This is a genomic window from Streptomyces sp. V4I23 (assembly GCF_030817975.1).
Taxonomy (GTDB): Bacteria; Actinomycetota; Actinomycetes; order Streptomycetales; family Streptomycetaceae; genus Streptomyces.
The window spans coordinates 3,647,542-3,674,098 of record NZ_JAUSZW010000004.1 but is presented as its reverse complement, the minus strand read 5'-3'; the positions used below and the strand labels follow the sequence as shown (position 1 = coordinate 3,674,098).

General features: G+C 70.6%; 24 protein-coding genes and 1 tRNA gene. 11 read left to right on the top strand and 14 right to left on the bottom strand.

Features of this window, described 5'->3' with window-relative positions:
- The first annotated feature begins 422 nt into the window (after positions 1 to 422).
- Positions 423 to 1,265: a PE-PGRS family protein gene (locus tag QFZ82_RS18865; protein WP_307714285.1), complete on the top strand. Its 843-nt coding sequence runs from the start codon at positions 423 to 425 to the stop codon at positions 1,263 to 1,265.
- Here QFZ82_RS18865 and QFZ82_RS18860 read toward each other — a convergent pair.
- From QFZ82_RS18860 to mptB, 5 genes are all read right to left on the bottom strand, one after another.
- Positions 1,195 to 2,970, bottom strand: a complete 1,776-nt coding sequence (locus QFZ82_RS18860; protein ID WP_307714284.1) for a PE-PGRS family protein — start codon at positions 2,968 to 2,970, stop codon at positions 1,195 to 1,197. The genes QFZ82_RS18865 and QFZ82_RS18860 overlap by 71 nt on opposite strands.
- A gap of 99 nt (positions 2,971 to 3,069) precedes the next feature.
- Positions 3,070 to 3,143, bottom strand: a tRNA-Pro gene (locus tag QFZ82_RS18855).
- A gap of 131 nt (positions 3,144 to 3,274) precedes the next feature.
- Entirely contained in the window at positions 3,275 to 4,213 is a 939-nt protein-coding gene (locus QFZ82_RS18850) for a metallophosphoesterase (RefSeq protein ID WP_307714283.1), read from the bottom strand.
- Positions 4,214 to 4,234: 21 nt separating this feature from the next.
- Positions 4,235 to 5,473 (bottom strand): glycosyltransferase 87 family protein, encoded by a 1,239-nt coding sequence (locus QFZ82_RS18845; protein ID WP_307714282.1) that lies wholly within the window; start codon positions 5,471 to 5,473, stop codon positions 4,235 to 4,237.
- Positions 5,470 to 6,924, bottom strand: a complete 1,455-nt coding sequence (gene mptB, locus QFZ82_RS18840; protein WP_307714281.1) for a polyprenol phosphomannose-dependent alpha 1,6 mannosyltransferase MptB — start codon at positions 6,922 to 6,924, stop codon at positions 5,470 to 5,472. The genes QFZ82_RS18845 and mptB overlap by 4 nt, the downstream gene beginning before the upstream one ends.
- Before the next feature lie 253 nt (positions 6,925 to 7,177).
- On the opposite strand from mptB, the gene QFZ82_RS18835 reads away from it, so the two are divergent.
- On the top strand, positions 7,178 to 7,642 hold the full coding sequence (locus QFZ82_RS18835; RefSeq protein WP_307714280.1) for a GatB/YqeY domain-containing protein: 465 nt from the start codon (positions 7,178 to 7,180) through the stop codon (positions 7,640 to 7,642).
- A 93-nt stretch (positions 7,643 to 7,735) separates the two neighbouring features.
- Here the strand turns inward: QFZ82_RS18835 and QFZ82_RS18830 are convergent, their stop codons facing one another.
- A complete protein-coding gene (locus tag QFZ82_RS18830; RefSeq protein ID WP_307714279.1) occupies positions 7,736 to 9,964 on the bottom strand; it encodes a transglycosylase domain-containing protein in 2,229 nt (742 codons plus the stop codon).
- A gap of 392 nt (positions 9,965 to 10,356) precedes the next feature.
- Between QFZ82_RS18830 and QFZ82_RS18825 the strand changes: the two genes are divergently transcribed.
- Positions 10,357 to 10,701 carry a WhiB family transcriptional regulator gene (locus tag QFZ82_RS18825; RefSeq protein WP_177149633.1) on the top strand — a complete coding sequence of 115 codons (345 nt, stop codon included), beginning with the start codon at positions 10,357 to 10,359 and terminating at the stop codon, positions 10,699 to 10,701.
- Positions 10,702 to 10,905: 204 nt separating this feature from the next.
- On the opposite strand, the gene QFZ82_RS18820 is transcribed toward QFZ82_RS18825, so the two are convergent.
- A complete protein-coding gene (locus QFZ82_RS18820) occupies positions 10,906 to 12,216 on the bottom strand; it encodes an ArsA family ATPase (protein ID WP_307714278.1) in 1,311 nt (436 codons plus the stop codon).
- On the bottom strand, positions 12,213 to 13,175 hold the full coding sequence (locus QFZ82_RS18815) for an ArsA-related P-loop ATPase (protein WP_307714277.1): 963 nt from the start codon (positions 13,173 to 13,175) through the stop codon (positions 12,213 to 12,215). Before QFZ82_RS18815 ends, QFZ82_RS18820 begins: the two co-directional genes overlap by 4 nt.
- A 119-nt stretch (positions 13,176 to 13,294) precedes the next feature.
- On the opposite strand from QFZ82_RS18815, the gene QFZ82_RS18810 reads away from it, so the two are divergent.
- The 5 genes from QFZ82_RS18810 to QFZ82_RS18790 all read left to right on the top strand — a co-directional run bounded on the left by QFZ82_RS18810 (position 13,295) and on the right by QFZ82_RS18790 (position 16,829).
- Entirely contained in the window at positions 13,295 to 13,456 is a 162-nt protein-coding gene (locus QFZ82_RS18810; RefSeq protein WP_005314434.1) for a DUF4177 domain-containing protein, read from the top strand.
- Entirely contained in the window at positions 13,453 to 13,923 is a 471-nt protein-coding gene (locus tag QFZ82_RS18805) for a RidA family protein (protein WP_307714276.1), read from the top strand. Before QFZ82_RS18810 ends, QFZ82_RS18805 begins: the two co-directional genes overlap by 4 nt.
- A 162-nt stretch (positions 13,924 to 14,085) precedes the next feature.
- Entirely contained in the window at positions 14,086 to 14,949 is an 864-nt protein-coding gene (locus QFZ82_RS18800) for an NUDIX hydrolase (RefSeq protein ID WP_307714275.1), read from the top strand.
- Positions 14,946 to 15,785 (top strand): MBL fold metallo-hydrolase, encoded by an 840-nt coding sequence (locus tag QFZ82_RS18795; RefSeq protein WP_307714274.1) that lies wholly within the window; start codon positions 14,946 to 14,948, stop codon positions 15,783 to 15,785. The genes QFZ82_RS18800 and QFZ82_RS18795 overlap by 4 nt, the downstream gene beginning before the upstream one ends.
- Positions 15,786 to 15,944: 159 nt before the next feature.
- Positions 15,945 to 16,829 (top strand): prohibitin family protein, encoded by an 885-nt coding sequence (locus QFZ82_RS18790; RefSeq protein WP_307714273.1) that lies wholly within the window; start codon positions 15,945 to 15,947, stop codon positions 16,827 to 16,829.
- A 63-nt stretch (positions 16,830 to 16,892) separates the two neighbouring features.
- Here QFZ82_RS18790 and QFZ82_RS18785 read toward each other — a convergent pair whose 3' ends face one another.
- On the bottom strand, positions 16,893 to 17,567 hold the full coding sequence (locus QFZ82_RS18785; RefSeq protein ID WP_215183860.1) for a Crp/Fnr family transcriptional regulator: 675 nt from the start codon (positions 17,565 to 17,567) through the stop codon (positions 16,893 to 16,895).
- Positions 17,568 to 17,872: 305 nt separating this feature from the next.
- Between QFZ82_RS18785 and nth the strand changes: the two genes are divergently transcribed.
- The 3 genes from nth (at position 17,873) to QFZ82_RS18770 (ending at position 20,800) form a co-directional block, all read left to right on the top strand.
- Positions 17,873 to 18,703, top strand: a complete 831-nt coding sequence (gene nth / locus QFZ82_RS18780; protein ID WP_373429428.1) for an endonuclease III — start codon at positions 17,873 to 17,875, stop codon at positions 18,701 to 18,703.
- Positions 18,704 to 18,761: 58 nt separating this feature from the next.
- Entirely contained in the window at positions 18,762 to 19,484 is a 723-nt protein-coding gene (locus QFZ82_RS18775) for a CoA pyrophosphatase (RefSeq protein WP_307714271.1), read from the top strand.
- Between the two features lie 116 nt (positions 19,485 to 19,600).
- Complete coding sequence (locus QFZ82_RS18770; RefSeq protein WP_307714270.1) at positions 19,601 to 20,800, top strand: MarP family serine protease; 1,200 nt, start codon at positions 19,601 to 19,603, stop codon at positions 20,798 to 20,800.
- A gap of 30 nt (positions 20,801 to 20,830) precedes the next feature.
- Here the strand turns inward: QFZ82_RS18770 and QFZ82_RS18765 are convergent, their stop codons facing one another.
- The 5 genes from QFZ82_RS18765 to acs all read right to left on the bottom strand — a co-directional run bounded on the left by QFZ82_RS18765 (position 20,831) and on the right by acs (position 26,318).
- Positions 20,831 to 21,019, bottom strand: a complete 189-nt coding sequence (locus QFZ82_RS18765; protein ID WP_256356048.1) for a hypothetical protein — start codon at positions 21,017 to 21,019, stop codon at positions 20,831 to 20,833.
- A gap of 151 nt (positions 21,020 to 21,170) precedes the next feature.
- Entirely contained in the window at positions 21,171 to 22,109 is a 939-nt protein-coding gene (locus QFZ82_RS18760) for an alpha/beta fold hydrolase (RefSeq protein WP_307714269.1), read from the bottom strand.
- 76 nt (positions 22,110 to 22,185) lie between these two features.
- On the bottom strand, positions 22,186 to 22,677 hold the full coding sequence (locus QFZ82_RS18755; RefSeq protein ID WP_307714268.1) for a phage holin family protein: 492 nt from the start codon (positions 22,675 to 22,677) through the stop codon (positions 22,186 to 22,188).
- A 40-nt stretch (positions 22,678 to 22,717) separates the two neighbouring features.
- Positions 22,718 to 24,112 carry a Na+/H+ antiporter NhaA gene (gene nhaA, locus QFZ82_RS18750; RefSeq protein ID WP_307714267.1) on the bottom strand — a complete coding sequence of 465 codons (1,395 nt, stop codon included), beginning with the start codon at positions 24,110 to 24,112 and terminating at the stop codon, positions 22,718 to 22,720.
- 250 nt (positions 24,113 to 24,362) lie between these two features.
- A complete protein-coding gene (acs, locus tag QFZ82_RS18745) occupies positions 24,363 to 26,318 on the bottom strand; it encodes an acetate--CoA ligase (protein WP_307714266.1) in 1,956 nt (651 codons plus the stop codon).
- Positions 26,319 to 26,557 lie beyond the last annotated feature (239 nt).

The window sequence follows — 26,557 nt, the reverse complement described above, 5'->3', positions numbered from 1 at the left end:
CCCCTGAGGCTCCCCAGCACACAGGGCGCCGGATATTCCCGGCAAACGTAGAGTGACATTTTCTTGGTGATCAGCCACTTGATCACCCGCATATTCCACCTCGTGACCATTCTGTGACTATGTGTGAGGGTCTCTCCGGAGGAGGGTCATGAGTTCCAGGTGGGGCGCGACGAAGTCCCCGACCGGTGAACTGGTCGACGAGCCACTGAGTCTCGTACGTGGAGGGAGCGTCGTCCGGCGAGAAACGCTACGGGGGGCAGCGCGGATGGCCGGACGTGCTGCTGTGCCTCCTTGCGTCCCTGTCGGGAAGCTATTTCGCGCGGTGCTTCGCAGAGCGGCGTCAACTTGGTGATGAGGAGCTTGCGCTGGTAGTTATGGCAAACGCCCAGTGATGGGTCCAACAGACCTGGCTCAATAGGCACATGGAGATTGGCGAGCACTGGGCGTACCGCCCGAGGCCGAAGGATCTGGGTAGCGCGGTGCGCCAGGTGGAGGTCGTTCGAGTGGGCGGCCCTGACAGGTCTGGCTGGGTTCACGTGCGGTTCCTCGAAGGTGATGCCGCTGGCCTGCAGGAGTGGGTCAGTTCCGGCTCTCTCGTAGCACCGTGGGCGGATGTCGATACGTTCCGCGCGGATGACGCGGCGGAGCTGGCGCTGGCGGAGTCCTCTCGCCACGTCCGGGGCAGCACGGATTTCGAGGCCGCCCGCATGATTCTCGGCTTCGTCCGTCCGAAGAACAGGCTCCGCCTGCGCCGAACGGTGGCCGACGCCGGGGTCCTGGAGCTGAGCCGCCTCGACGGGACGGCACCGCTCATCGGCATGGACGCAGCTGAACTCCGCGGCGACGCCATGGTGTACGAGAACCGCCACGGCATGTGCCTGGCTGGGTGGCCGGTCACCGAGCGCGTCGCCCGTCAGATCGCCGGCCGCCTCGCCGACGAGATCCTTCCGGAGGTGGACCGCAAGCAGCAGGGCATCGAGCAGGAGCGTGCCCAGTCCTCCTGGTACTCCTACAGCCGACGGGACGACCGGAAGCTGGACGCAGAGGCAGCTGTCCTGCGAACCGTCCGGGCCTGGTGCGGCGAAGACAAGGCCGACCGCTACGACGAGTTGGTAGCCCTGCGCGCCGAGGTCATCCGGCTCGGAGAACTCGTCGACAAGGCGGTCAAGGCCCTACGCGACCGAGGTCACGGCGTCATCGCCTCCACCATTGAGCGCGACCTTGGCGTCCATATCGCCACCCTTGATCCTGATGTGCGTCGATGACGCCGCGCCACGGGTCTGGCTCCGGCTTCGGAGGCGTTGGCTGAGCCGGAGGCTCCTTCTCCGGCCAGTCCGGCCGCCAGCCGTCGAGGAACGGTCGCAGCTGCTTCTTCGTCGGCTCCACGTTGAAGTCACGGGCGGCCAGACCCTTGCCATTCGTCGTGGGGTCGAGCTGATCGGCCTCCGCGTTCCCCCAAGCCGACCACGCCCGCAGCCTCTCAGCTTCGAGGGCATCTTCCGACGCGGCGGCGACTTCGTCCAGAGCGGCGCAGAATGCCCGGATCTCACCCGCGGCCCGCCACTGCTCCAGGGCCGTGCCGAAGTGCTCGGCCCTTACCGCGTGAACCGCCTTGACCGAAGCCGCACTCACCGCAGCCTCCCACTCCCGCCGCTCGCGCTCCTCACGCTCCGCCTCCAGCCGCCGGCGCTCGGCCTCCTGGCGCTCCCGCTCCTCTCGCAGACGCCGTTGCTCCGCCTCTCGTTCCAGCCGGGCCTGCTCCTGCTCCTCCGCGCGTGCCTTCAACGTCCGGAAGATTGAGGCGATCTGCTCCTCCAGCGGCTTCTTGGCCGTGTCGGCCCATTCTTTCTTCCAGCCGTAGTTGTAGCTGTAACCCGAGTTCTCGCTGACCAGCAGCTCCAGTTCGCCGGACGGCTCGAACTTGTGGGCCGGCGTGACCCGCTGCCAGTCGTACGTGCGCCGACCCGGCTGCTTGGGGACGTACCGGACCTGCTTCTGCCGCTCACGGAAGCCGACCTCGTACGTCCTGCCGTGGACCGTCAGCAGCGGCCTCGGCTGCCTGCGCTTCTTGGACACCGCGATCTCGCCGTACCTCGCGAGAGCCTGCTCGGCGAGCAGCCGGATCAGCGCCAGTACCCTCGGCAGGACTTCCTCGGAGATCTCGAAGGCGCTGTGGTCCTTGGTGACCGCGGCGAGCACGTCCTCGACGTCGGTGATCACACGGCTGCGCGCCAGACGGATCCGGTTCCACTCGGTGTCGTCCTCGCCGGACACCCGGAGCAGGCCAAGGAAGAAGTCGCCCTTCGCCCGCCCGCTGTACTTCAGGTGGTACCCCTCCGGAGCGCACTGCCGCGCCGCGTCGAACGCCCTCCGATACCGAGCCCGTTCCTCCGCGTCGGGGTCCGGGATCCGAAGGAATCGTCCGGCCTCCTGCACCTGCGCGATGAGCGCCGGCCCGACAGCCGCCGGCGCCGGGCGAGGAGGTTTCACAGCCCGTTTCGGGGCGGGCTTCGTCTCCGTCGGAGGATCGGCATCCTGCGACGGACCAGAGGCCACCGGCACCCCGGCTTCAGACGCCGCCACGCGAGGCTTGCGCGGAGCCAACTCCGGACGGTCGGGATGATGCCCGTGCTCCAGATAGAAGCGCCCCGCGTCAGTGATCTCCGCCTGCCACCTCCCCTTCTTCCGGGGCATGGTCACCAAGCCCCGGTCCCTGAGCGCGCGAGCCGTGACGGCGAGCTCGGGGCGGTCCGACGTGACGGGGTCGGTTCCGCCCCCGATACGGGTGAGGAGTGCGAGTTGCCGGTCATTTAACGGAGACCAAGGGTGCATGGCGATCGTCGTACCGTCTCGGGTCTCCTCGGCACAAGCCGTGCAGTGACTCATTCGGGGCGCGATGCGTACGCCCGCGCTGAGAGGTGCAGAAGGCCGCTCCTCGGGAGCCACTGGGAGCCGGATCTCGAAGATCACACCCAGTTGGCTCCCAAACGGCTCCCAAAACAGGGCCACAAAGCAAATCAGGCCCGGCGCTGATCTCTCAGCACCGGACCTGACCTGGTATTTCGGCTGTCGGGGTGGCGGGATTTGAACCCACGACCTCTTCGTCCCGAACGAAGCGCGCTGCCAAGCTGCGCTACACCCCGATGTCGCCCACTGTCCCGGCGACATCGTTTACTTTAGCCCACCCGCGCCCTGAGACGAAATCCGGTTTTCGCCGGCCCCCGGGCGGCCCCCTCCGCAGGCCAGAGGGGCGGAGGCACGGTCGACTCCGGGGTCAGTCCCTCGGGGTCAGCGTCAGCAGCGTCGCCTCCGGGGGGCAGGCGAAGCGGACCGGGGTGTAGCGGTTCGTGCCGCAGCCCGCCGAGACGTGGAGGTAGGCGGTGCTGCCCTCCGCCGTGTGCGTGGACAGGCCCTTCACCCGGTCCGTGTCCAGGTCGCAGTTGGTGACCAGGGCGCCGTAGAACGGGATGCACAGCTGGCCGCCGTGGGTGTGTCCCGCCAGGATCAGCGGGTAGCCGTCGGACGTGAACGCGTCCAAACTGCGCAGGTAGGGGGCGTGCACCACCGCCAGCGACAGGTCGGCGTCCTTCTCCGGGCCCCCCGCGACCAGCTCGTACCGGTCGCGCTTGATGTGCGGGTCGTCCAGGCCCGTGAAGGCGATCTCGTAGCCCTCCAGCTTCAGGCGGCCCCGCGTGTTCGTCAGGTCCAGCCAGCCCGCCGCGTCGAAGCCGTCGCGCAGCTGCTCCCACGGATTGTGGACCGCGCCGACCGCCGGGGCGTTGCCGTTCAGGCCGTGGCGGCCCTGGGCCTTCTCCAGGAGGTAGCGGGCGGGGTTGCGCAGCTTCGGGCCGTAGTAGTCGTTGGAGCCGAAGACGTACACGCCGGGGTACTCCATCAGCGGGCCGAGCGCGTCCATCACCTCCGGCACGCCCTCCGGGTCGGAGAGGTTGTCCCCGGTGTTCACGACGAAGTCGGGGCGCAGGCCGGCCAGGGACTGCAGCCAGGCGCGCTTCTTGCGCTGGCCGCTCACCATGTGGACGTCGGAGACCTGGAGGACGCGCAGCGGCCGCATCCCGCGCGGCAGGACCGGCACGGTGATCCGGCGGAGCCGGAAGGAACGGGCTTCGAACCCGGCGGCGTAGGCGAGGCCGGCCGCGCCGACTGCCGTGATTCCTGCGGTGATTTTCATGGGCATCCCGTAGCGTGCGCGCATAGGCCCATCGTTGCAGACCGTTCAGGACCCGGGGAGCGGCGGTCGGTCGCCGACCGGGACGCATGGGGCCGGCGACGTGCGCAGCGGCAGGGCGAAGAGCAGCCCGAGCGAGATCCAGACGTACGCGTTGCCTCCCAGGAAGCCGTCGAGTCCGGACGAGTCCCTGCTCCACAGCCACACCACACTGCTGCTCAGCACCACTGGCAGCGTCACGGAGCAGGTCAGCAGCCGGCTGCGGTCCGGCCCGTCCGGCGCGCGCAGGGCCGCGTCGGCCAGCACCACGAGGGCGGGGGCCAGCCAGACCAGGTGGTGGACCCAGGTGACCGGGCTGATGAGGCAGGCGAGGACGCCGGTCAGGGCGAAGGCCCCGGCGTGATCATGGGCGGCGTTCGCCCTGCGCACGCGTACGGCCCAGACGGCCAGCAGCGCGACGACCCCGAGCGCCCATACGGTCCGGCTCGGTTCGGCCGGGTCAAAGAGGCGCGCCACCAGGCCCTGCCAGGACTGGTTGGAGACGTACGCGAGCGCGCCGACGCGGTCGGTGTCCCACAGCGCCTCGGTCCAGTAGACGCGGGAGGCGTCCGGCGCCGCCCACGCGGTGATCCCGGTGGCCCCGAGCGCGACGGCCGTGGCCGTGGCGGCGGCGCGCGGCCGGCCGGTGAGGAACAGGTGGAGGATGAAGACGGCCGGGGTGAGCTTGATCGCGGCGGCCAGGCCGGTGCCGACGCCCGCGTACCGCGAGGCGCGGCCGCCGGCGAGCAGCCGGGCGTCGGCGAGCACGAGCGCGAGCAGGAGCAGGTTGACCTGGCCGAAGCTGACGGTGTCGCGGACCGGTTCCAGCAGGGCGAAGGCGCAGCCCGCGAGGGCGAGGGCGTACCAGGGCGTCCAGCCCTCCCGGCGGACGAGGGGGCCGGCTGTCCAGTGCAGGATCACGGCCGCGGCGGCCGCGTTGAACAGCACGCTCAGCGCCACGGCGCTCTGCCAGCCGGTCAGTGTCATCGGCAGCATGCACACCGCCGCGAAGGGCGGATACGTGAAGCCGTAGTGCGTGCCCGGAACCAGGTAGTCGTAGAGAGCGCCGCCGTCCGTCCAGTGGTGCACGGCCCCGTAGTAGACGCCCAGGTCGAACCAGTCACGGTGCAGTGGGACCGTCGCGAGGAACAGCAGGACGGCGGCGGCCAGTCCGGCGACCAGGAGCAGCCGCCCGCGCGTGGTCACCGGCCATTGCCAGGCGCTCTCCGTCGTCTCCAGTTGTGTCATGCCGTACTCCCAACAGGCCGGTGGGCGAACCGATGTGCGCCCCACAGCGCCGTCAGCGCGAGCAGCCCGCCGCCGACGGCGAGCGCCAACTGCGTGGCGTCGGGGGCGAATCCGCTCGGCAGCACGGCCAGAGCGAGGACTCCGCTGGCGGCGGCGGCCGCCCGGCGCAGCGGCCTTCCCGGGCCGGCGGCGGCGATCAGGAACACGCCCCACAGCACGTACCAGGGCCGTATCGCGGGCCCGAGGAGGGCCACGGCCGTCAGACTGAGGCCCAGCGCGTGGACCGGGCGCAGCAGATGATGGCGGCGCCAGGCGAGAAGGACGGCCAGGGCCGTGGCCGCGAGGCCGAGCAGGTGCCAGGCGGGTACCGCATGACGGGCGAGCTCCGCGAGCCCGCTGCCCGCGTCGGTCAGCACTGCGGTGGTCATCCGGCCGAGGGTCGAGGTCAGGGACCAGTTCTCCGGGGACACAGGGGTGTCGAGCGCGGCGAGCCAGCCGTATCCGGTGCCGACGAGCGCGGTGGTCACCGCGGTGGTGGCCGCGCACACGCACAGCGCCGCGAGGGTGGAGGACGGCCACGGCGCGCGGGCCCAGGGCGGCTGCCGGGCCCACAGCACGACCGCGGCGACCAGCCCGAGCGCGGCCGGGGCCTTCACCAGGGCGGCGAGGGTGATCAGGACGACCGCCGCGACCGGCCTGCGGCCGAGGGCGGCGACCAGTCCGGCGCCCAGCAGTCCGATCATGACGGCGTCGTTGTGTGCGCCGCCGACGAGATGCAGGAGCACCAGCGGGTTGAGCGCGCCGAGCCAGAGCGCGACGGCCGGATCGGTTCCGCAGTACCGGGCCAGGCGCGGCAGGCACAGCGTCATCAGGGCCACCCCGAGCAGCGCGACCAGGCGCATGCCGAGCACACCGCCGGTCAGCCGGTCCGCCGAGAACGTGCCGAAGTCCGCGGACCCGGCTATGGCCGAGGCGAGGGCCAGGAAGACCGGGCCGTACGGGGCCGGGGTGTCCCGCCACAGCGGTGCCACCTCGGCCGTGAGCGGACCGCCGAGGCGGGAGGGGCCGTGGGTGTACACGTCGAGTCGTGCGTCGACCATCGCGCCCTGCGCCAGGTAGCTGTAGACGTCCCTGCTGAACAGGGGCGGCGCCACCACGAGCGGTGCCGCCCACAGCACGAGCGTGACCAGCAGGTCGCGCCGCCCGGGCGGCCGTGGTCCGCGCACCGCCCGGCCCACCAGGGCCCATGCCGCTATCAGGACGACGAGCCCGAAGTACGCGCCGACCAGGCCGAGTGCGGCCGCCCCCGAGTCCGGAGCGAGCACCTCCCGCACGGGCAGTGCTCCGGCACCCACGCCGCCCGCCGCGAGCGCCGTCGAGCCGATGAGCCCGAGCAGCTGACAGTGGCGGAAGTCGACGGCTCGGCCGACGGGGAGACGGAGGGACGACACCAGCGCAGGCTGTCAACGGACGGTGTCCGGGAGGCGACGTCCCGGTCGACCGGCAGGGGCCGTCGTGTGTCCGCGGCCTTACGAGTCCCCCGGCGCGTGCGCCCGTCCCGTCGGCGCACGCCGCGCACGGGCCCGGCGTGCCCCGGCCGGCCGGCCGGGCGGGGGCCAAGAGCACCCCCCGGCGGCGCCGACCGGTGCGCGTCGCACGAAATGCGCGGGCGCACCCCCTCCCGTACCTGCGACACTTGAGCGCATGACCACGCTCAAGTCCAAGCTGCAGGAAGACCTCACCGAGGCGATCAGGGCGCGCGACGAACTGCGCTCCTCCACGCTCCGGCTGACCCTCGCCGCGATCACGAAGGAGGAGGTCTCGGGCAAGACGGCCCGCGAGCTCTCCGACGACGAGGTGCAGAAGGTGATCGCCAAGGAGGCGAAGAAGCGCCGCGAGGCCGCCGACGCCTTCGCGCAGGGCGGTCGTGCCGAGCAGGCCGAGCGCGAGAAGGCCGAGGGCGTGATCCTCGACGCCTACCTGCCGCAGCAGCTGACGGACGACGAGCTCCACCAGATCGTGGCGCAGGCCGTCGAGGAGGCCAGGGCGGGCGGCGCCGAGGGCCCGCGCGCCATGGGCGCCGTCATGAAGATCGTGAACCCGAAGGTGGCGGGCCGCGCCGAGGGCGGCCGCGTGGCGGCCGCCGTGAAGCAGCTGCTCGCGGGCTGAGTGCGCACGGCATACGGCACTGGCCGCACGGCATACGGCACGGCGAAGGGGGACCCGGTCACCGGGTCCCCCTTCGCCGTGACTGCCGGGCGCCTACGGCCAGTTGCCGCCGTTGCCGTTGCCCTGACCGCGGTTGTTGCCGCCGCCGATCAGGTCCGGCGGGATGCTGATGCCGGGGATGGGCCCGTTGTCGCCGGGCCTGTTCTCGTCACGGTCGCGGCCCTTGTCCTTGTCCTTGTCCTCCTTCTCCTTCCCGCGCGGGACGGAGACGGGGTTGAACGCGGGGGTCTCGGAGGCGTCCAGTGCCCCGGTCATCGCGATCTTCCAGATCGGGCCGGGCAGGCAGCCGCCGCAGACCTTGTCGTAGTACTGGCCGCCGATGGTGATCTTGTACATCGACGTCTTCTCGCCGACGTCGTCGCCGACCCACACCGCCGTGGACAGGTTCGGCGTGTAGCCCACGAACCAGGCGTCCTTGCGGTCGTTGGTCGTACCGGTCTTGCCCGCGTTGTCGCGGTCCTGGAGGCCGGCCTGCGTACCGGTGCCGTCCTCGACCACGCCCTTGAGCATCTGGTTGATCGTGTCCGCGGTCTTCTGGTTCATCACCTGCGAGCACTCGGAGCCCGGCACCTTGATCCGCTTGCCGTTGGCGTCCGTCACGGACTCGATGGCGACCGGCGTGCAGTACGTGCCGCGGTTGGCGAACGTGGCGTACGCGGCCGCCATGTCGAGCGGGGTGGATTCCGTGGCGCCGAGGGTGATGGAGGGCACTTCCTTGAGGTTCTGGCCCAGCTCGCGCTCGTACCCCATCTTCTTCGCCATCTGGACCGTCTCGCACAGGCCGGTCATCTGCTCGAGCTTCGCGAAGTACGTGTTGATGGACTTGCCGAGGGCGCTCGTCATGTCCCAGCTGCCGACCTCGGACTTCAGCTCGTTCCCCACGAGCCAGTTCTGGTGCCCCGCGGGAGAGCCGTCGCACCGGATGTACGAGTTCTCCGGCAGCGTGATCTCGTATCCGGAGCTGAACGACTGGGCGGGGCTGATGCCCTTCTCCAGTGCCGCGGCCGCCGTGATCGGCTTGAAGGTCGAACCGACCTGGAAGCCGTACGTCGTGCCGCCCATCTTGCTGCCGACCGCGAGGTTGAGCACCGTCTCGTGCTGCTTCTGGTCCAGGCCGTACGGGCGGGACTGGCCCATCGACAGGATCCTGCCCGTGCCGGGCTGGACCTGCACCACGGCCGCGGCGACCTTGTCCGTCTTGTTGACCTTCGCCGTGGCGGCCTGGTTCGCGGCGGCCTGCGCACGCGGGCTCAGTGTCGTGCGAATGGTGAGGCCGCCCAGGTTCCAGAGCTTCGAGCGCTCCTCGTCCGTCTTCCCGAAGGCGGGGTTGCTGAGGATCGTCTTGCGCACGTAGTCGCAGAAGAAGCCCGCGCCGTTCACGGCGGTGATGCACCCGTTGTCCGGCTTGCTGATGGCCAGTTCGATCGGCGTGGCCTTGGCCCTGTCCGCCTCCTCCTGGGAGATGTCGCGGACGTCGGCCATGCGCTGGAGCACGATGTTGCGGCGCTTGGTGGCCTCTTCGGTGTCGTTGACCGGGTCGTAGCGGCTCGGCGACTGGACGATGCCGGCCAGCATCGCCGCCTCCTCCAGCTTCAGGTCCTTGGCGGACTTGGAGAAGTAGCGCTGAGAGGCGGCCTCGACGCCGTACGCCTGCTGACCGAAGAAGGTGATGTTGAGATAGTTCTCGAGGATCTTCTTCTTGCCCAGCTCCTCCTCGACCTGGATCGCGTACTTCAGTTCGCGGATCTTGCGGCCGATGGTCTGCTGGGTGGCCTGGGCGACCTTGTCGGGGTCGTCGCCGGCCTCCTCGACGAAGACGTTCTTCACGTACTGCTGGGTGAGCGTGGAGGCACCCTCGGACACGCCCCCGGACTGCGCGTTCTTGTTGAGCGCGCGCAGCACGCCCTTGAGGTCGACCGCGCCGTGGTCGTAGAAGCGGGCGTCCTCGATCGCGATGATCGCCTTCTGCATGTAAGGCGAGATGTCCTTGAGGGGCACCACCGTGCGGTCGCGCGAGTAGACCGTGGCGATCTTGCCGCCCTCGGAGTCCAGGATGGTGGTGCGCTGACTCAGGGGCGGTGTCTTGAGGTTGGCCGGGATCTCGTCGAATCCCTCGACCGTGCCCTTGGCCGCGAGTCCCAGCGCACCGGCGGCGGGCAGGGCGATGCCCGCCAGCACCGCTCCGGAGAGCACACTGACACCGAGGAACTTGGCGGCCTGCTGGGTCCCGGTCAGACCGCCGCCCGAGCGCTTCTTTGGCATGAGGGCAGCCTACGTTCTCATTTGCCGGACAGGCGTAAAGGCATTGGCCTAAGCTGCTCTCAACTGTCACGGCAGTGCGGTCTCGCATCAAGTACCTGGCAGAACTCCGCTGTACCCGAATCCGGCGGAGCCATGCCCGAATCCCTGCGTTTGTCGTCGAAGTCTGTTGTACGGCAAAGGAACTGTCCCGCTTTGCCGGGTTTGTCGTGCATGCCCCCAGGTCACTCCCCTGGGTGATCTGCCGCGTACGCATAGTCCGTTCGGACCATTCAAGATTGGGCCCCGTGGGGGTGTTGCGCTGTGCCCGCCTTCCGTAACGTCCTCAACTGGCAGCGGTGAATATGCCGCTGCCGCCGTGGGGGAGCCTCGATTCGGGAGAGGACGGCGCCGGCATGGGCTGGGTTACCGACTGGAGTGCGCAGGCAGCCTGCCGCACGACGGATCCGGATGAACTGTTCGTACAAGGGGCAGCGCAGAACAGGGCCAAGGCGGTGTGCACCGGTTGCCCGGTACGTACCGAATGTCTGGCCGATGCGCTGGACAACCGCGTCGAGTTCGGCGTGTGGGGCGGCATGACCGAGAGGGAGCGACGAGCGCTGCTGCGCAGGCGCCCGACGGTCACGTCCTGGCGGAGACTGCTCGAGACCGCGCGCACGGAGTACGAGCGCAGCGCGGGCATTCTGCCAGTGGGCCTCGACGACGACGAGACGTACGAGACGTACGCGGCGGTGGGCTGACGGGCACCCGCGCGTCGGCGCGCAGGCGATGACGCCGGCGTGCCGGAGCGTGCTGCGCCTGCGCGCTTGAGCCGCTCTGGGCCGACGGCCGGAGCATGCTGCGCGCTTGAGTCGCTCTGCGCCCAGGGCCGGGGCGACCGGGAACGCGGCGCCCGAGTCCGGGCTGCGCGTGGACGACGTGCCGTTCGCGCGCGCAGCGCGGTCCTACGACCCCGCTGCCAGGCGCGTGCCGATCGCGCGGAGGCCGGCCAGGTCGTGGACATCGCCCGGAAGGGCCGGGACCTCGGTGACGGGCACCTCGGGGTGGAGGGCCGTGAAACGGTCGCGCGTGCGCTGCTCGCGTGCCAACACCTGCATCCTCTCGGCATGCAGACGCAGCAGGCCGGCCGTCAACTGCTGCGCGGTCTGCACACCATGCACTTCGTGCACGTCGTGTACTTCGGGAACCTCGGACGGTGATCCGGGTGCGTCGGGGGGAACCTCACGTGCTTCGGGGGAGTGATCCACGGCCGGGGATTCGGGAGAGACGGCCGCGGCGTCACGACCACCAGTCTTCCCGGGCCCCTGATCCACAATGCCGGACTCGTCAAGATTTTCCGCGGCCGCGAGCGCCCGCTCCGCGGACAGCCGCGCGGCCTCGCTGCCGTGCACGCGATTGAGGACGAGACCCGCGAGCGGCATGTCCTCCGCGGCCAGCCGCTCCACGAAGTACGCCGCCTCCCGCAGCGCGTCCCGCTCCGGCGCCGCGACCACCACGAACGCTGTGCCCGGCGCCTGCAGCAGCCGGTAGGTCGCGTCCGCGCGGGTGCGGAAGCCGCCGAACATCGTGTCCATCGCGGCCACGAAGGTCTGGACGTCGCGGAGCAGTTGACCGCCCAGCAGCTTGCCCAGCGTGCCCGTCATCATCGACATGCCGACGTTGAGGAACTTCATCCCCGCGCGGCCGCCCACCTTCGCCGGAGCCATCAGCAGCTTGATGAACTTGCCGTCGAGGAACGACCCGAGGCGCTTGGGCGCGTCCAGGAAGTCGAGCGCGGAGCGCGACGGCGGAGTGTCGACGACGATCAGGTCCCACTCCTCGCGCCCGCGCAGCTGCCCCAGCTTCTCCATCGCCATGTACTCCTGCGTGCCGGCGAAACCGGCGGACAGGGACTGGTAGAAGGGGTTCTCCAGGATCGCGCGGGCGCGCTCCGCGTCCGCGTGCGCCTCGACGATCTCGTCGAAGGTGCGCTTCATGTCGAGCATCATGGCGTGCAGTTCGCCGTCGCCCTCGATGCCCTTGACCCTGCGCGGCGTGTTGTCGAGCGAGTCGATGCCCATGGACTGGGCGAGCCGCCGGGCCGGGTCGATGGTCAGGACGACGACCTTGCGACCGCGCTCCGCCGCCCGTACGCCGAGGGCCGCGGCCGTCGTGGTCTTGCCGACGCCGCCCGCGCCGCAGCACACGATGATGCGCGTGGCCGGATCGTCGATGAGCGGGTCGACCTCCAGGCGGGCCGATGCGTCCAGCGTCATGAGCCCGCCCCTTGCTTGCGCAGTTCTCTGGCCAGTTGGTACAGCCCGGCGATGTCGACGCCCTCGCTGAGCACGGGCAGCTCGTACGCGCCCAGGGCCAGCGCGTTCAGCACCCGCCGCTGCTCGCGCTCCAGCTCCACCCGCCGGGCGTGCTCGGCGGCCTGGGCCAGCAGCGGGGTGACGAGCTTCGCCGAGCCGGGGACGCCCGCCGCCGTGAGCGCCTCGGCAATCTCGCCTCGGCGGCCGTCCGACGCGTCGCGCACCGCCTCCTCGTCGAGAAGGTGGGGGCGGACCATGTTCACGATGACGTTGCCCACGGGGAGTTCGGCGGCGCGCAGCTCGGCGACGCCGTCCGCGGTCTCCTGGACGGGCATCTCCTCCAGCAGCGTGACCAGGTGGACCGCCGTCTGGGGGGACTTGAGCACGCGCATCACGGCCTGCGCCTGATTGTGTATCGGGCCGATCCGGGCGAGGCCCGCGACCTCGTCGTTCACGTTCAGGAAGCGGGTGATGCGGCCGGTGGGCGGCGCGTCCATGACCACGTGGTCGTAGACGTACCGCCCTTGTTTGTCCCGGCGGCGTACGGCCTCGCACGCCTTGCCGGTCAGCAGTACGTCCCGGACGCCGGGCGCGATGGTCGTCGCGAAGTCGATCGCGCCGAGCTTCTTGAGGGCGCGGCCCGCGCTGCCGAGCCTGTAGAACATCTGCAGGTAGTCGAGGAGCGCGCGTTCGGCGTCGATGGCCAGCGCGAACACCTCGCCGCCGCCGGACGACACGGCGATCTTGCGCTCCTCGTACGGAAGGGCTTCCGTCTCGAAGAGCTGGGCGATGCCCTGCCGGCCCTCGACCTCGACGAGGAGGGTGCGCTTTCCCTCGGTGGCGAGGGCGAGCGCGAGGGCGGCGGCCACCGTGGTCTTACCGGTACCGCCCTTGCCGCTGACGACCTGGAGCCTGCTCACGTATTCGAGCCTAACCAGTCGTGCACCGGCCTACGCACGAGGCTGCCTGCGGGCTGCGTCACGTGCCCGCCCCGGGCTGCTTCACGAAGCGGCCGGGGGGTGCGGCTACAGTCGGCTCCATGACCAAGTGGGAATACGCGACCGTGCCCCTCCTCGTGCACGCGACGAAGCAGATTCTGGACACCTGGGGCGAGGACGGCTGGGAGCTCGTCCAGGTCGTGCCCGGGCCGAACAACCCCGAGCAGCTGGTGGCCTACCTGAAGCGGGAGAAGTCCTCGTGAGCGGCGTGGTCGAGCGCAGGCTCGCCGAGCTCGGTCTGACCCTGCCGGAGGTCGTCCCGCCGCTGGCCGCCTATCAGCCGGCTGTGGTCTCGGGCTCGTACGTGTACACCTCGGGCCAGCTGCCGATGGTGGAGGGCAAGCTTCCGGTCACCGGCAAGGTGGGCGGCGAGGTCACCGCCGAGGAGGCCAAGGAGCTCGCCCGTATCTGCGGGTTGAACGCTCTGGCCGCCGTGAAGTCGGTCGTCGGCGACCTGGACCGCATCGCCCGCGTCGTGAAGGTCGTGGGCTTCGTGGCGTCGGCCGCGGACTTCACCGGCCAGCCCGGCGTGATCAACGGGACGAGCGAGCTGCTCGGCGAGGTTCTGGGCGACAAGGGTGTGCACGCGCGCAGCGCGGTGGGCGTCGCGGTGCTGCCGCTGGACGCTCCGGTCGAGGTCGAGATCCAGGTGGAGCTCGTCCAGGACTGAACGCAAGGTCAGTAGGTGTACGGCCCCGAGCCCGCCGGTCCGCCGGCGGGCTCGGGGCCGTCGTCGTGCCGCGGCCGGTGGGGGAATCCGCCTCGCCACCTGGTGGCCGGCCGCACCGGCCACCCCTCGAACATCCGCGCGTGAGCGCATAGCATCCGCCCCATGTCCAATGGTCAGTGGTACCCGCCGGAATGGCCCGACCGCATCCGCGCGCTCGCGGCCGGTGAGCTCACGCCCGTGACCCCCAAGAGGGCCGCCACGGTGATGCTGCTGCGCGACGCGGCGGACGGGCCCGCCGTCCACATGCTGCGCCGGCGCACGTCCATGGCCTTCGCGGGCGGCGCGTACGCCTATCCGGGCGGGGGCGTGGACCCGCGTGACGACCGGCCCGTCGGCTGGGCCGGACCGTCGCTGGAGACCTGGGCGCGGCGACTCGGCACCGACACCGCGTCCGCGCAGGCCATCGTGTGCGCGGCGGTCCGCGAGACGTACGAGGAGGCGGGCGTCCTGCTCGCGGGCCCGACGCCCGGCACGGTCGTCGGGGACACGACGGGGGACGACTGGGAGGCGGACCGGCAGGCGCTGGTGGACCGGGACGTGTCCTTCGCCGAGTTCCTGGACCGGCGCGGCCTGGTGCTGCGCTCGGACCTGCTCGGTGCGTGGGCGCGCTGGATCACCCCGGAGTTCGAGCCGCGCCGCTACGACACCTGGTTCTTCGTGGCGGCCCTGCCCGAGGGCCAGCGCACCCGCAACGCGTCCACGGAGGCCGAGAGCACCGTCTGGATCCGCCCGGCCGACGCGACCGCGGGCTACGACAAGGGCGAGTTGCTGATGATGCCCCCCACCATCGCCACCCTGCGCACCCTGCGGCAGTACGAGACGGCGGCGCAGGCGCTGGAGGCGGCCGCCGGGCAGGACATGGCGCCCGTGCTCGCGAACGCGCGCCTGGAGGGCGGCGAGGTCGTCCTGAGCTGGCCCGGGTACGACGAGTTCACCAAGCACGTGCCGACCGGAGGCTCGCGATGACCGACGCCGCAGCACTGCCCGGACAGCCCCGCGGAGGCGCGCTCTCCGGGCCCGCCACCGCCCGCGCGGTCAACGTCCTCGCGCCGAATCCCTCTGCGATGACGCTGGACGGCACGAACACCTGGATCGTCTCGGAGCCGGACTCGGGCCTCGCCGTGGTGGTCGACCCGGGGCCGCTGGACGACGCCCATCTGCGGGCCGTGATCGAGACGGCCGAGAAGGCCGGCAAGCGTGTCGCGCTGACCCTGCTCACCCACGGGCACCCCGACCACGCGGAGGGCGCCGCACGCCTTGCGGAGCTGACCGGTACGAAGGTCCGCGCCCTCGACCCCGCGCTGCGGCTCGGCGACGAGGGGCTCGCGGCCGGGGACGTGATCACCACGGGCGGGCTGGAGATGCGGGTCGTACCCACGCCGGGGCACACCGCCGACTCGCTCAGCTTCCACCTGCCCGCCGACCGCGCCGTGCTGACCGGCGACACGGTCCTGGGCCGGGGCACGACGGTCGTCGCCCACCCCGAAGGCCGGCTCGGCGACTACCTCGACTCGCTGCGGCGGCTGCGCTCGCTCACCGTCGACGACGGTGTCCACACGGTGCTGCCCGGCCACGGGCCCGTGCTCGACGACGCCCAGGGCGCGGTCGAGTTCTACCTCGCGCACCGGGCGAGCCGCCTGGCGCAGGTCGAGACGGCCGTCGAGGACGGCTTCACGACGGCATCCGAGGTCGTCGCGCAGGTGTACGCGGACGTCGACCGGTCCCTGTGGCCCGCGGCGGAGCTGTCGGTACGGGCGCAGCTGGAGTACCTGCGCGAGCACGGTCTGATCGAACAGGGCTGACCCCAGGGGGTGTCCGGCGCAGCCCGGCCCGGTCGCCGGACAGGGCCGTGGCCGCGGGGCCGCAACCGGACACCGCCCTCCCGCGTCCCCACCGCCGGTGATGCTTTACGCTCCGCTTACTTTGCGCTTCGCGACATCCGTCACTGGGGGGATCAAGCCGTGTTCGTCCTGTTCGTCATCCTCGTCATCGCCGCTGCGGTGATGTACGCCGTTGCCCGCGGCGGCGACAACCGGGGTCTCAAGATCGGCGCCCTGGGCGCCCTGCTCGCCGGGCTCTTCTCCGGCATGGCCAGCTGTGTCCACGTCGTCAGCGCCTACGAGGTCGGCGTGCCGGTCACGTTCGGCAAGGTCGGCTCTCCGATGACCTCCGGCGTGAACCTCACCTCGCCGTTCACCAGCGTCACGACCTTCTCCACCCGGCCGGTGGACCTCAACCTCTCTGACAAGGACGTCGTCGAGGTGCGCTCCTCGCAGGGCGGTGTGATGTACGCGGAGCTGACCGTGAAGTGGGCGGTCACCCCGGCGAAGGCCGTCGAGCTGTACCGCCTCGCGGGCAGCGAGGACGCGATCCAGCAGCGCCTGGTCTTCCCCGACAGCCGCGAGATCGTGCGCAACGTCTTCGCCCGCCACACCAGCGAGGAGGGCTACACCTCCGCCCGCGAGAAGATCAACGCCGAGATCGGTGAGCTGATCAAGGAGCGGCTCGCCCCGCGCGGCATCGACGTCACCACGGTCAACCTGCGCAACGTGAAGCCCTCGGAGAAGCTGCAGGACCAGATCGACCGCAAGATCCAGCAGCAGCAGGCCACCGAGCGCGCGACGGAGGCGGCCCGTACGGCCAAGGCGGAGGCCGAACGCCGCCGCATCGAGGCCGAGGGCATCGCCAAGGCCAACCGCATCCTCAACGAGTCGCTGAGCGACAAGGTGCTGACCAACCAGTGCATCGAGGCGTTCCGCGAGGCGGCCGAGAAGAACCCGGTCTACGCCGTGCCCTGCGGCTCCGGCACCGGCAATCCGCTGATCGTGGACGGCGGCAGGAACTGACGCCACGCATGCGAGAGGGCCGCCCGCGTCGCGCGGGCGGCCCTCTCGCAGGTGCGGCGGGTGTCAGCGCGAACGCTTGGCCAGGCGCTCCACGTCCAGCAGGATCACCGCACGCGCCTCGAGGCGCAGCCAGCCGCGCTGGGCGAAGTCGGCGAGCGCCTTGTTCACGGTCTCGCGGGAGGCGCCGACGAGCTGGGCCAGCTCCTCCTGGGTGAGGTCGTGGACGACGTGGATGCCCTCCTCCGACTGCACGCCGAAGCGGCGCGACAGGTCGAGGAGCGCGCGGGCGACACGGCCCGGGACGTCGGAGAAGACCAGGTCGGACATCTGGTCGTTGGTCTTGCGCAGCCGGCGGGCGACCGCGCGCAGCAGTGCGGTGGCCACCTCGGGGCGCGCGTTCAGCCAGGGCTGGAGGTCGCCGTGGCCGAGGCCGAGGAGCTTCACCTCGGTCAGGGCGGTGGCGGTCGCGGTGCGCGGGCCGGGGTCGAAGAGGGACAGCTCGCCGATGAGCTCGCCCGGGCCGAGGACGGCGAGCATGTTCTCGCGGCCGTCGGGGGACGTGCGGTGGAGCTTGACCTTGCCTTCGGTGACCACGTACAGGCGGTCGCCCGGTTCGCCCTCGTGGAAGAGCGCGTCGCCGCGGGCGAGCGTCACTTCACTCATCGAGGCGCGGAGCTCCGCGGCCTGCTCGTCATCGAGCGCCGCGAAGAGCGGGGCGCGCCGCAGAACGTCGTCCACGAGTTCTCTCCTTGTCGACCTGCTCAGGGGACGTTGTCCCCATGATGCCGGACCGTTGCCGTGCTGTTCCGGGACTCGGTGCCCCGCGGCGGCATCGTCGGGGATCGGGACCCCCGTAGTAAACAATCGTGCGATCAATCACAACAAGTTTGACGCACTGGCGCGCCCAACCGTGCGGCAGGGGCCCGATTGGGTCGTGATTCACGGGGACCGGCGCGAATGTCGGTGGCGGCCCTTAGGCTGGCCGGGTGTCCAATTCGCCGGTGAGAGCGCAGGCCAAGGGGGCTGGGAGCGTGTCCGGAAACCTGAATTCCGCTGTGGGCGAACAGCTCTCGCCCAGTCCGGGCAAAAGGAAGAAATCGGTCAAACCGGAATCGCGTCTGGCCATGGTCCGCCGCGCCCGCCGGATCAACCGCGAGCTCGCCGAGGTCTTCCCGTACGCGCATCCGGAGCTCGACTTCGAGAATCCGTACCAGCTGCTGATAGCGACGGTCCTGTCGGCCCAGACAACCGACCTCAGGGTCAATCAGACGACCCCCGCCCTCTTCGCGAAGTACCCCACTCCCGAGGACCTGGCCGCGGCGGTGCCCGAGGAGGTCGAGGAGCTCATCCGCCCGACCGGCTTCTTCCGGGCCAAGACCAAGTCGATCATGGGGCTGTCCAAGGCCATCCGCGACGACTTCGGCGGCGAGGTCCCCGGGCGGCTGGAGGACCTGGTCAGCCTTCCGGGAGTGGGCCGCAAGACGGCCTTCGTCGTCCTGGGAAACGCCTTCGGAGTCCCCGGCATCACCGTGGACACGCACTTCATGCGCCTCGTGCGCCGCTGGAAGTGGACCGACCAGGACGACCCGGTGAAGATCGAGGCCGAGATGGCCACGATCTTCCCCAAATCGGAGTGGACGATGCTCTCCCACCGCGTCATCTTCCACGGCCGCCGCATCTGCCACGCCCGCAAGCCCGCCTGCGGCGCCTGCCCGATCACTCACCTCTGCCCGGCCTACGGCGAGGGCGAGACCGACCCCGAGAAGGCCAGGAAGCTCCTGAAGTACGAGATGGGCGGCCGGCCGGGCCAGCGGCTCAAGCCGCCGCCGGACTATCCGGGAAAACCGGCCCCGGCCCTGGGCGCGATCGGGTGAACGGCCCCCAAGAGGAACGATCCGGATGCCCCGGGGCGTTGACCACCAGGGGGTGCCCATGACGCGCGCAGGCGAAGAGACCTACAAGACGTACGAGCAGTCCGGCAGGCACGAAGAGGTGTCCGTCACCACCGACGGCCTGCCCGACTGGCTCGACCCCGTGGTGCGCGCCGCCGACACCGTCCAGCCGCACCAGCTGAGCCGCTTCCTGCCGCCCGAGAGCGGCCGCGGGCGGCAGTCCGCCGTGCTCGTCCTGTTCGGCGAGGGGCCGCGGGGGCCCGAGCTGCTGCTCATGGAGCGGGCCGGCACGCTGCGCTCGCACGCCGGGCAGCCGTCGTTCCCCGGCGGCGCCCTCGATCCGGAGGACGGCGACCCGGCCACCACGGGGCCGCTGCGCGCGGCGCTGAGGGAGGCCGAGGAGGAGACCGGGCTCGACCCCTCCGGGGTCCAGCCCTTCGGCGTGCTGCCCAAGCTCTACATCCCGGTGAGCGGATTCGTCGTCACGCCCGTACTGGGATGGTGGCGCACCCCGAGCCCGGTCGGGGCGGTCGATCCCGCCGAGACCGCGCGGGTCTTCACCGTGCCCGTGGCGGATCTCACGGACCCGGACAACCGCGCGATGGCCCTCCACCCGAGCGGCCACGCCGGGCCCGCGTTCATGGTCGAAGGCGCTCTGGTCTGGGGTTTCACGGCCGGAGTGATCGACCGGATCCTGCACTTCGCGGGCTGGGAGCGACCATGGGACCGGACCAGGGAGGTCCCGCTGGACTGGCGCGCATGACACGCTGATCCCGTACGAAGCGCACCCCGGGGCGCACAGACGAAGCGGCCGCGCCGCGAACCCGGACCGACCAGCCGGAAGGAGCACCCGGCGACGACACTGCGAGGCTATTGACGGTGAACGTGCTGGACATCCTGTTGCTGGTCGCCGCCGTCTGGTTCGCGATCGTCGGCTACCGCCAGGGCTTCGTCGTCGGCATCCTCTCGGTGATCGGCTTCCTCGGCGGCGGGCTCGTCGCGATCTACCTGCTCCCGGTGATCTGGGCGGCGCTGACCGACGGGTCCGAGGTGTCGACCACGGTCGCCATCATCGCCGTGGTGATCGTGATCGTCTGCGCGTCGGTCGGCCAGGCGTTCACCACCCACCTCGGGAACAAGCTGCGCCGGCACATCACCTGGTCACCCGCCCGCGCCCTGGACGCCACCGGTGGCGCCCTGGTCAACGTCGTCGCCATGCTGCTGGTCGCCTGGCTGATCGGATCCGCGCTCGCCGGCACCTCACTGCCCACGCTGGGCAAGGAGGTGCGCAGTTCCAAGGTGCTGCTCGGCATCTCCCGGGTGATGCCCGATCAGGCCAACACCTGGTTCGCGGACTTCACCTCCGTCCTCGCGCAGAACGGCTTCCCGCAAGTCTTCAGCCCGTTCGCCAACGAGCCCATCACCGAGGTCCGGCCCCCGGATCCGGCTCTCGTCGGCAGCCCCGTCGCCGCACGCGCCAAGCAGTCCATCGTCAAGGTCGTCGGTACGGCGCCCACGTGCGGCAAGGTCCTCGAAGGCACCGGCTTCGTCTTCGACGAGCGCCGGGTGATGACCAACGCCCATGTGGTCGGCGGCGTGGACGAACCGACCGTCCAGATAGGCGGCGAGGGCAAGCTCTACGACGCCAAGGTCGTGCTGTACGACTGGGAGCGCGACATCGCGATCCTGGACGTCCCCGACCTCAGGGCCCGTCCGCTCGCGTTCGCCGAGGACGACGCCCGCAGCGGCGACAGCGCGATCGTCGCGGGCTTCCCGGAGAACGGCTCCTACGACGTCCGCTCCGCCCGTGTCCGCGGCCGGATCAACGCCAACGGTCCCGACATCTACCACCGGGGCACCGTCCGCCGCGACGTCTACTCCCTGTTCGCGACCGTGCGCCAGGGCAACTCCGGCGGCCCACTGCTCACCACCGACGGCAAGGTCTACGGCGTCATCTTCGCCCGGTCCCTCGACGACGCCGACACGGGCTACGCCCTGACGGTCGACGAGATCCGCGACGACATCGCCCGGGGCAGGGCCGCCAACCAGCAGGTCGACAGCCAGGGATGCGCCCTGTAGGGATGCGGCCGGGCCGGGGCTGTCGCCGGCTCAGGCCCGCGGATGCCGCAGTCGCGCGGACACCCAGCGTGCACGGCGCCGGAGAATGCGCGAAATGCCCATCCCCTGCCCCGGATGCTCCTGGCTCTCGTGCTGAGAGCCGCCACTGTCGTGGGAGATCGGCCCATTGGCCGAGCGGCGGTTGCGTGCTGTGTCACCGTAGTCGTGCGTCCAGCCCATACCCGGACGTCTGCCCGGGCCCCATGGTCGGTAACCGTGTCGGGACCCGCCAATTGGCCTATGCGCCGGGCATGTGGCCGTTCGTAGGACAACCGTTCCATCCGGTTCGCCCGGACGGCCCCCAACCGGCCTCTCGCGGCCGCGGGACGGCTCAGCGGTCGGGTTCCGGGTCCTTGAGCCAGCTGATGAGCTCGTTCGAGAAGGCCACCGGGTCCTCCTCGTGGGGGAAGTGGCCCAGACCGTCGAACAGCCGCCACCGGTACGGGGCTTCGACGTACTCGCCCGAACCCGCTGCGCTGCGCGTGCGCATCGCCGGATCGAGTGACCCGTGCAGATGCAGCGTCGGCACCCGCACCGGACGCTTCATCCGGCGGTTGAACTGGATGCCGTCCGGCCGGGCCAGCGAACGCACCATCCAGCGGTACGGCTCGATCGAGCAGTGCGCCGTCGAAGGGATGCACATCGCGCGTCGGTAGACGTCGACCGCCTCCTCGTCGAGCGGCTGCGGCCCCGACCAGTCCTCGATCAGCCGGCCCACCAGCGCGGCGTCGTCGGCGACCAGTTGACGCTCCGGGATCCAGGGCCGCTGGAAACCCCACACGTACGACCCGGCACGGCTCTGCGCGAAGTCCGACAGCATCGCGGAACGCCAGCGCCGCGGGTGCGGCATCGACGAGACCGCCAGGCGGCGCACCAGCTTGGGACGCATCACGGCCGCCGTCCACGCCAGGTAGCCGCCCAGGTCGTGTCCGACCAGCGCGGCGTCCGGCTCGCCCAGGGACCGGACCACGCCGGTGATGTCGAGTGCGAGGTTGGCCGGGTCGTAACCCCGCGGCGTACGGTCGCTGCCGCCCACTCCGCGCAGGTCCATCGCCACCGCCCGGAAGCCCGCGTCGGCGAGCGCGGGCAGCTGGTGCCGCCAGGTCCACCAGAACTGCGGGAACCCGTGCAGCAGCATCACCAGCGGCCCGTCGCCCATCTCGGCGATGTGGAAGCGGGCGCCGTTGGCCGCGACGTCGCGGTGGGTCCACGGACCGTCGAGACGTACGGGACCGCCGGGGCCGCCGGGGCTGGAAACAGGTGCCGTCATGCTGATGAGCGTGCCACACCCGCGGACCGGGCGTTCGCCACTCCCCGGCCGGCCGCGCCCGCGCCGGTCTTCCGGGTCACACCGTGACCTTGTCCTGCCGGGAGCCGGCCGGGAGCTCGGGCTGCGCGGGGCGGCGCGGATGCGGCTTGGCGTTCTGCAGCACCGCCGCGGTCTCCTTGGCCGAGGCGACCGCCTTCTGCGGGCCCTTGCCCTTCTTCGCCTTCTTCACGAAGACCAGACCGATCAGCGCCAGCAGTCCGGCGACGAGGACGTTGACGGCGAACGACAGCAGGAAGCAGACCGACAGGTGCCAGTGGGTCCACAACTGGAAGCCGTAGGCGAGCGCGAAGCTCAGCATCGGCAACGAGAAGAGCAGCACCGCACCCGCGGCGGTGAACGCACCACCGCCGATGCCCGCCTTCTTCACGTCCTGGCGCAACTGGGCCTTGGCCAGCGCGATCTCGTCGTGCACCAGCGCCGACATCTCGGCGGTCGCCGCGGCGACCAGCTGACCGAGACTGCGGTCGGCGCCGACAGCGTTCGCCGTGGTGTTGCCGCGGTCGCTCATCGCTGACTCCCTCTCCAAAGTTCTACGGTCCGATGTCAGATCATGCCGGACTGTCGCCGCCGTCGCGCGATGCCCCCGCTGCTTGTGCCCTCCTGCGGTGCTCCGCGGCCTTCTCCTCGTAGATGGCCGCCATCCTCAAGTGGTACGCGGGATCGTCCTGCTCGTAGATGTCGGGGATCCCGGACATGTCCTCGTCGCGCTCCTCCTCGGCCGCCAGCGCCTGGTAGGTGCGCACCCGCAGTTTGAGGAGAACGCCGGAGAGGACTGCGGCGATCAGGGAACCGATCAGGACCGCGGCCTTCACCTCGTCGGTGAGAGTGGCGTCCCCGGTGAAGGCGAGCTCACCGATCAGCAGGGAGACGGTGAAGCCGATGCCGGCGAGCGAGGCGAGCGCGAAGACGTCCGGCCAGCGCAGGTCCTCGTTCAGCTCCGCCCTGGTGAAACGCGCCGCCAGCCAGGTGCCGCCGAAGATGCCGAGTGCCTTGCCCACCACCAGGCCCAGCACGACGCCCAGCGTCTCGGGCCGGGTGAAGACGTCGCCGAGGGACTTGCCGGTGACGGTGACTCCTGCCGAGAACAGCGCGAACAGCGGGACGGCGATGCCCGCGGACAGCGGACGCACCAGGTGCTCGATGTGCTCGCCCGGGGACTGCTCCTCACCCTCCCGGCGGCTGCAGCGCAGCATCAGGCCCATCGAGACACCGGCGATGGTGGCGTGGACGCCGCTGTTGTACATCAGCCCCCAGATGACGAGGGCGAGCGGCACGTACACGTACCAGCCGCGCACGCCCGTGCGCAGCAGCAGCCAGAAGAGGAGGAGACCGGCGAACGCGCCGGCGAGCGCCGCGAAGTTCAGGTCGTTCGTGAAGAAGACTGCGATGATCAGGATCGCGAAGAGGTCGTCGACGACCGCCAGCGTCAGCAGGAACGCGCGCAGCGCGGACGGCAGCGACGTGCCGATCACCGCGAGGACGGCGAGGGCGAAGGCGATGTCCGTGGCGGTGGGGACCGCCCATCCGGCCGTGGAACCGTCACCGAGCGTCGTGACCGTCAGGTAGACGAGGGCGGGCATGATCATGCCGCAGAGCGCGGCGATGACGGGCAGGGCAGCGGCCTTGGGGTCGCGGAGCTCTCCCACGACCAGCTCCCGCTTGAGCTCGATGCCGGCGACGAAGAAGAAGACGGCCAGCAGACCGTCCGCCGCCCAGTGCTGGACCGACAGGTCGAGGCCGAGCGACGCGGGCCCCACGTGGAAGTCGCGCACGGAGGCGTAGCTGTCGCCGAGAGGGGTGTTCGCCCAGATCAGTGCCGCCACCGCGGCGAGCAGGAGCAGCACACCGCCGACCGTCTCCGCGCGCAGCGCGTCCGTGACGAAGTTCCGCTCGGGCAGCGACGGACGGCCGAAGAGCTTGGGAGTGGTCTTGAGCGCGGCCACGGTGCGTAACCTCCGGTCGGTCGGACACGACAAAACTGTTGCCGACCAGACTTCCCGGCGCACCTGAGATCCTTCGCTACGCCATTGACGCGTTCTTTACTCTACCTAAAGATCCTGCGGCCCGTCGCGGGCGTACGGGCAGCGGTCGGCCGCGACGGCATGCGCAAGGCCCCGGCGCGGGTGTGCCGGGGCCTTGCGGTGCCCGGTGGATCCGGGGCGAGCCGGTCCCTCGGACGGTGTTGTGCGCCGGTCAGTCCTCGCTGGCGGCGCTGGGCAGGCGGGACTGGATCAGGTCCATCACGGAGGAGTCCGTGAGCGTGGTGACGTCACCGAGCTGACGGTTCTCGGCGACGTCGCGCAGCAGGCGGCGCATGATCTTGCCGGAGCGGGTCTTCGGCAGCTCGGCCACCGGCAGGATCCGCTTGGGCTTGGCGATCGGGCCGAGCGTCGCGCCGACGTGGTTGCGCAGTTCGTTCACGAGGCCGTCGTCCTCGCTCGCCGTGCCCCGCAGGATGACGAACGCGACGATCGCCTGACCGGTCGTCTCGTCCGCGGCGCCCACGACGGCGGCCTCGGCGACCTTGGGGTGCGAGACCAGCGCCGACTCGACCTCGGTGGTCGAGATGTTGTGGCCGGACACGAGCATGACGTCGTCGACGCGGCCGAGCAGCCAGATGTCGCCGTCGTCGTCCCTCTTGGCTCCGTCGCCCGCGAAGTACTTGCCCTCGAAACGGGACCAGTAGGTGTCGATGAACCGCTGGTCGTCGCCCCAGATGGTGCGCAGCATCGACGGCCACGGCTCGGTGAGCACGAGGTAGCCGCCGCCCCCGTTGGGCACCTCGTGCGCCTCGTCGTCGACGACGGTGGCGCAGATGCCGGGCAGCGGGCGCTGCGCGGAGCCGGGCTTGGTCTCGGTGACGCCTGGTAGCGGCGAGATCATCATCGCGCCGGTCTCGGTCTGCCACCAGGTGTCGACGATCGGGGTCTTCCCGGAGCCGATGTGCTCCCGGTACCAGATCCATGCCTCGGGGTTGATGGGCTCACCGACCGAGCCGAGGACGCGCAGGCTGGAGAGGTCGAACTTGGCGGGGATGTCGTCTCCCCACTTCATGAACGTGCGGATCGCGGTCGGAGCCGTGTAGAGGATCGTGACGCCGTACTTCTGCACGATCTCCCAGAACCGGCCCTGATGCGGGGTGTCCGGCGTGCCCTCGTACATGACCTGCGTCGCGCCGTTGGCCAGCGGGCCGTAGACGATGTACGAGTGGCCGGTGACCCAGCCGATGTCCGCCGTGCACCAGTAGACGTCGGACTCGGGCTTGAGGTCGAAGACGGCGTGGTGCGTGTAGGCCGCCTGGGTGAGGTAGCCGCCGGAGGTGTGGAGGATGCCCTTGGGCTTACCCGTGGTGCCGGAGGTGTAGAGGATGAAGAGCGGGTGCTCGGCCTCGAACGCCTCGGGGGTGTGCTCGGCGGACTGACGGCCGACGACGTCGTGCCACCACACGTCGCGGCCCTCGGTGAACGCGGTCTCCTGGCCCGTGCGCCGCACGACCAGGACGTGCTCGACCTGCGGGCAGCGGGAGACGGCCTCGTCGATCGCGGGCTTGAGCGCGCTGGGCTTGCCGCGGCGGTAGCCGCCGTCGGCGGTGATGACGAGCTTGGCGTCGGCGTCCTGGATCCGGGAGGCGACCGCGTCGGCCGAGAAGCCGCCGAAGACGACCGAGTGGGCGGCGCCGATCCGTGCGCAGGCCAGCATGGCGACCGCGGCCTCGGGGATCATCGGCATGTAGACGGCGACGCGGTCGCCCTTGCGGACCCCGAGCTCGGTCAGGGCGTTGGCCGCCCTGGAGACCTCGTCCTTGAGCTCGGCGTAGGTGATGGCGCGGCTGTCACCGGGCTCGCCCTCGAAGTGGATGGCGACGCGGTCGCCGTGGCCCGCCTCGACATGGCGGTCCACGCAGTTGTACGCGACATTGAGCCTGCCGTCCGCGAACCATTTCGCGAAGGGCGGGTTGGTCCAGTCGAGGGTCTCGGTCGGTTCGGTGGCCCAGTCGAGCCGCCGTGCCTGCTCGGCCCAGAAGCCAAGCCTGTCCGCGGCGGCCTGTGCGTACGCCTCCGCGGTCACGTTGGCGTGCGCGGCCAGCTCGGCCGGAGGTGCGAACCGCCGCTCTTCCTTAAGAAGGTTGGCCAGGCTTTCGTTGCTCACGACATCTCCCTTTCTCAGGGCGTCTTCTGTGCGTATGTGTCCCAGGCCATAGCTCATCAGCCAGAAGGCCGGGTGACAAGGGCCTTCGGGAAATTGGTTTAGACCTGTGGGGAGGTGGCCCCTCGACCCCGGGCGGTGGGGAAGAGGAGCCACACGTTCCCACGGACACCGCACAGCGGCGGTTCAGCCGCGCGGTGTGTGCTCGGTCACGCGGCGTGCATTACCGGTCCGACGTGCAC

Bases quoted from the DNA above. Each gene is read 5' to 3' on its own strand.
- QFZ82_RS18865 (WP_307714285.1), top strand. From the start codon at position 423: ATGGAGATTGGCGAGCACTGGGCGTACCGCCCGAGGCCGAAGGATCTG.
- QFZ82_RS18850 (WP_307714283.1), bottom strand. From the start codon at position 4,213: ATGCGCGCACGCTACGGGATGCCCATGAAAATCACCGCAGGAATCACG.
- QFZ82_RS18845 (WP_307714282.1), bottom strand. From the start codon at position 5,473: ATGACACAACTGGAGACGACGGAGAGCGCCTGGCAATGGCCGGTGACC.
- QFZ82_RS18835 (WP_307714280.1), top strand. From the start codon at position 7,178: ATGACCACGCTCAAGTCCAAGCTGCAGGAAGACCTCACCGAGGCGATC.
- QFZ82_RS18830 (WP_307714279.1), bottom strand. From the start codon at position 9,964: ATGCCAAAGAAGCGCTCGGGCGGCGGTCTGACCGGGACCCAGCAGGCC.
- QFZ82_RS18825 (WP_177149633.1), top strand. From the start codon at position 10,357: ATGGGCTGGGTTACCGACTGGAGTGCGCAGGCAGCCTGCCGCACGACG.
- QFZ82_RS18820 (WP_307714278.1), bottom strand. From the start codon at position 12,216: ATGACGCTGGACGCATCGGCCCGCCTGGAGGTCGACCCGCTCATCGAC.
- QFZ82_RS18810 (WP_005314434.1), top strand. From the start codon at position 13,295: ATGACCAAGTGGGAATACGCGACCGTGCCCCTCCTCGTGCACGCGACG.
- QFZ82_RS18800 (WP_307714275.1), top strand. From the start codon at position 14,086: ATGTCCAATGGTCAGTGGTACCCGCCGGAATGGCCCGACCGCATCCGC.
- QFZ82_RS18795 (WP_307714274.1), top strand. From the start codon at position 14,946: ATGACCGACGCCGCAGCACTGCCCGGACAGCCCCGCGGAGGCGCGCTC.
- QFZ82_RS18775 (WP_307714271.1), top strand. From the start codon at position 18,762: ATGACGCGCGCAGGCGAAGAGACCTACAAGACGTACGAGCAGTCCGGC.
- QFZ82_RS18765 (WP_256356048.1), bottom strand. From the start codon at position 21,019: ATGGGCTGGACGCACGACTACGGTGACACAGCACGCAACCGCCGCTCG.
- QFZ82_RS18760 (WP_307714269.1), bottom strand. From the start codon at position 22,109: ATGACGGCACCTGTTTCCAGCCCCGGCGGCCCCGGCGGTCCCGTACGT.
- QFZ82_RS18755 (WP_307714268.1), bottom strand. From the start codon at position 22,677: ATGAGCGACCGCGGCAACACCACGGCGAACGCTGTCGGCGCCGACCGC.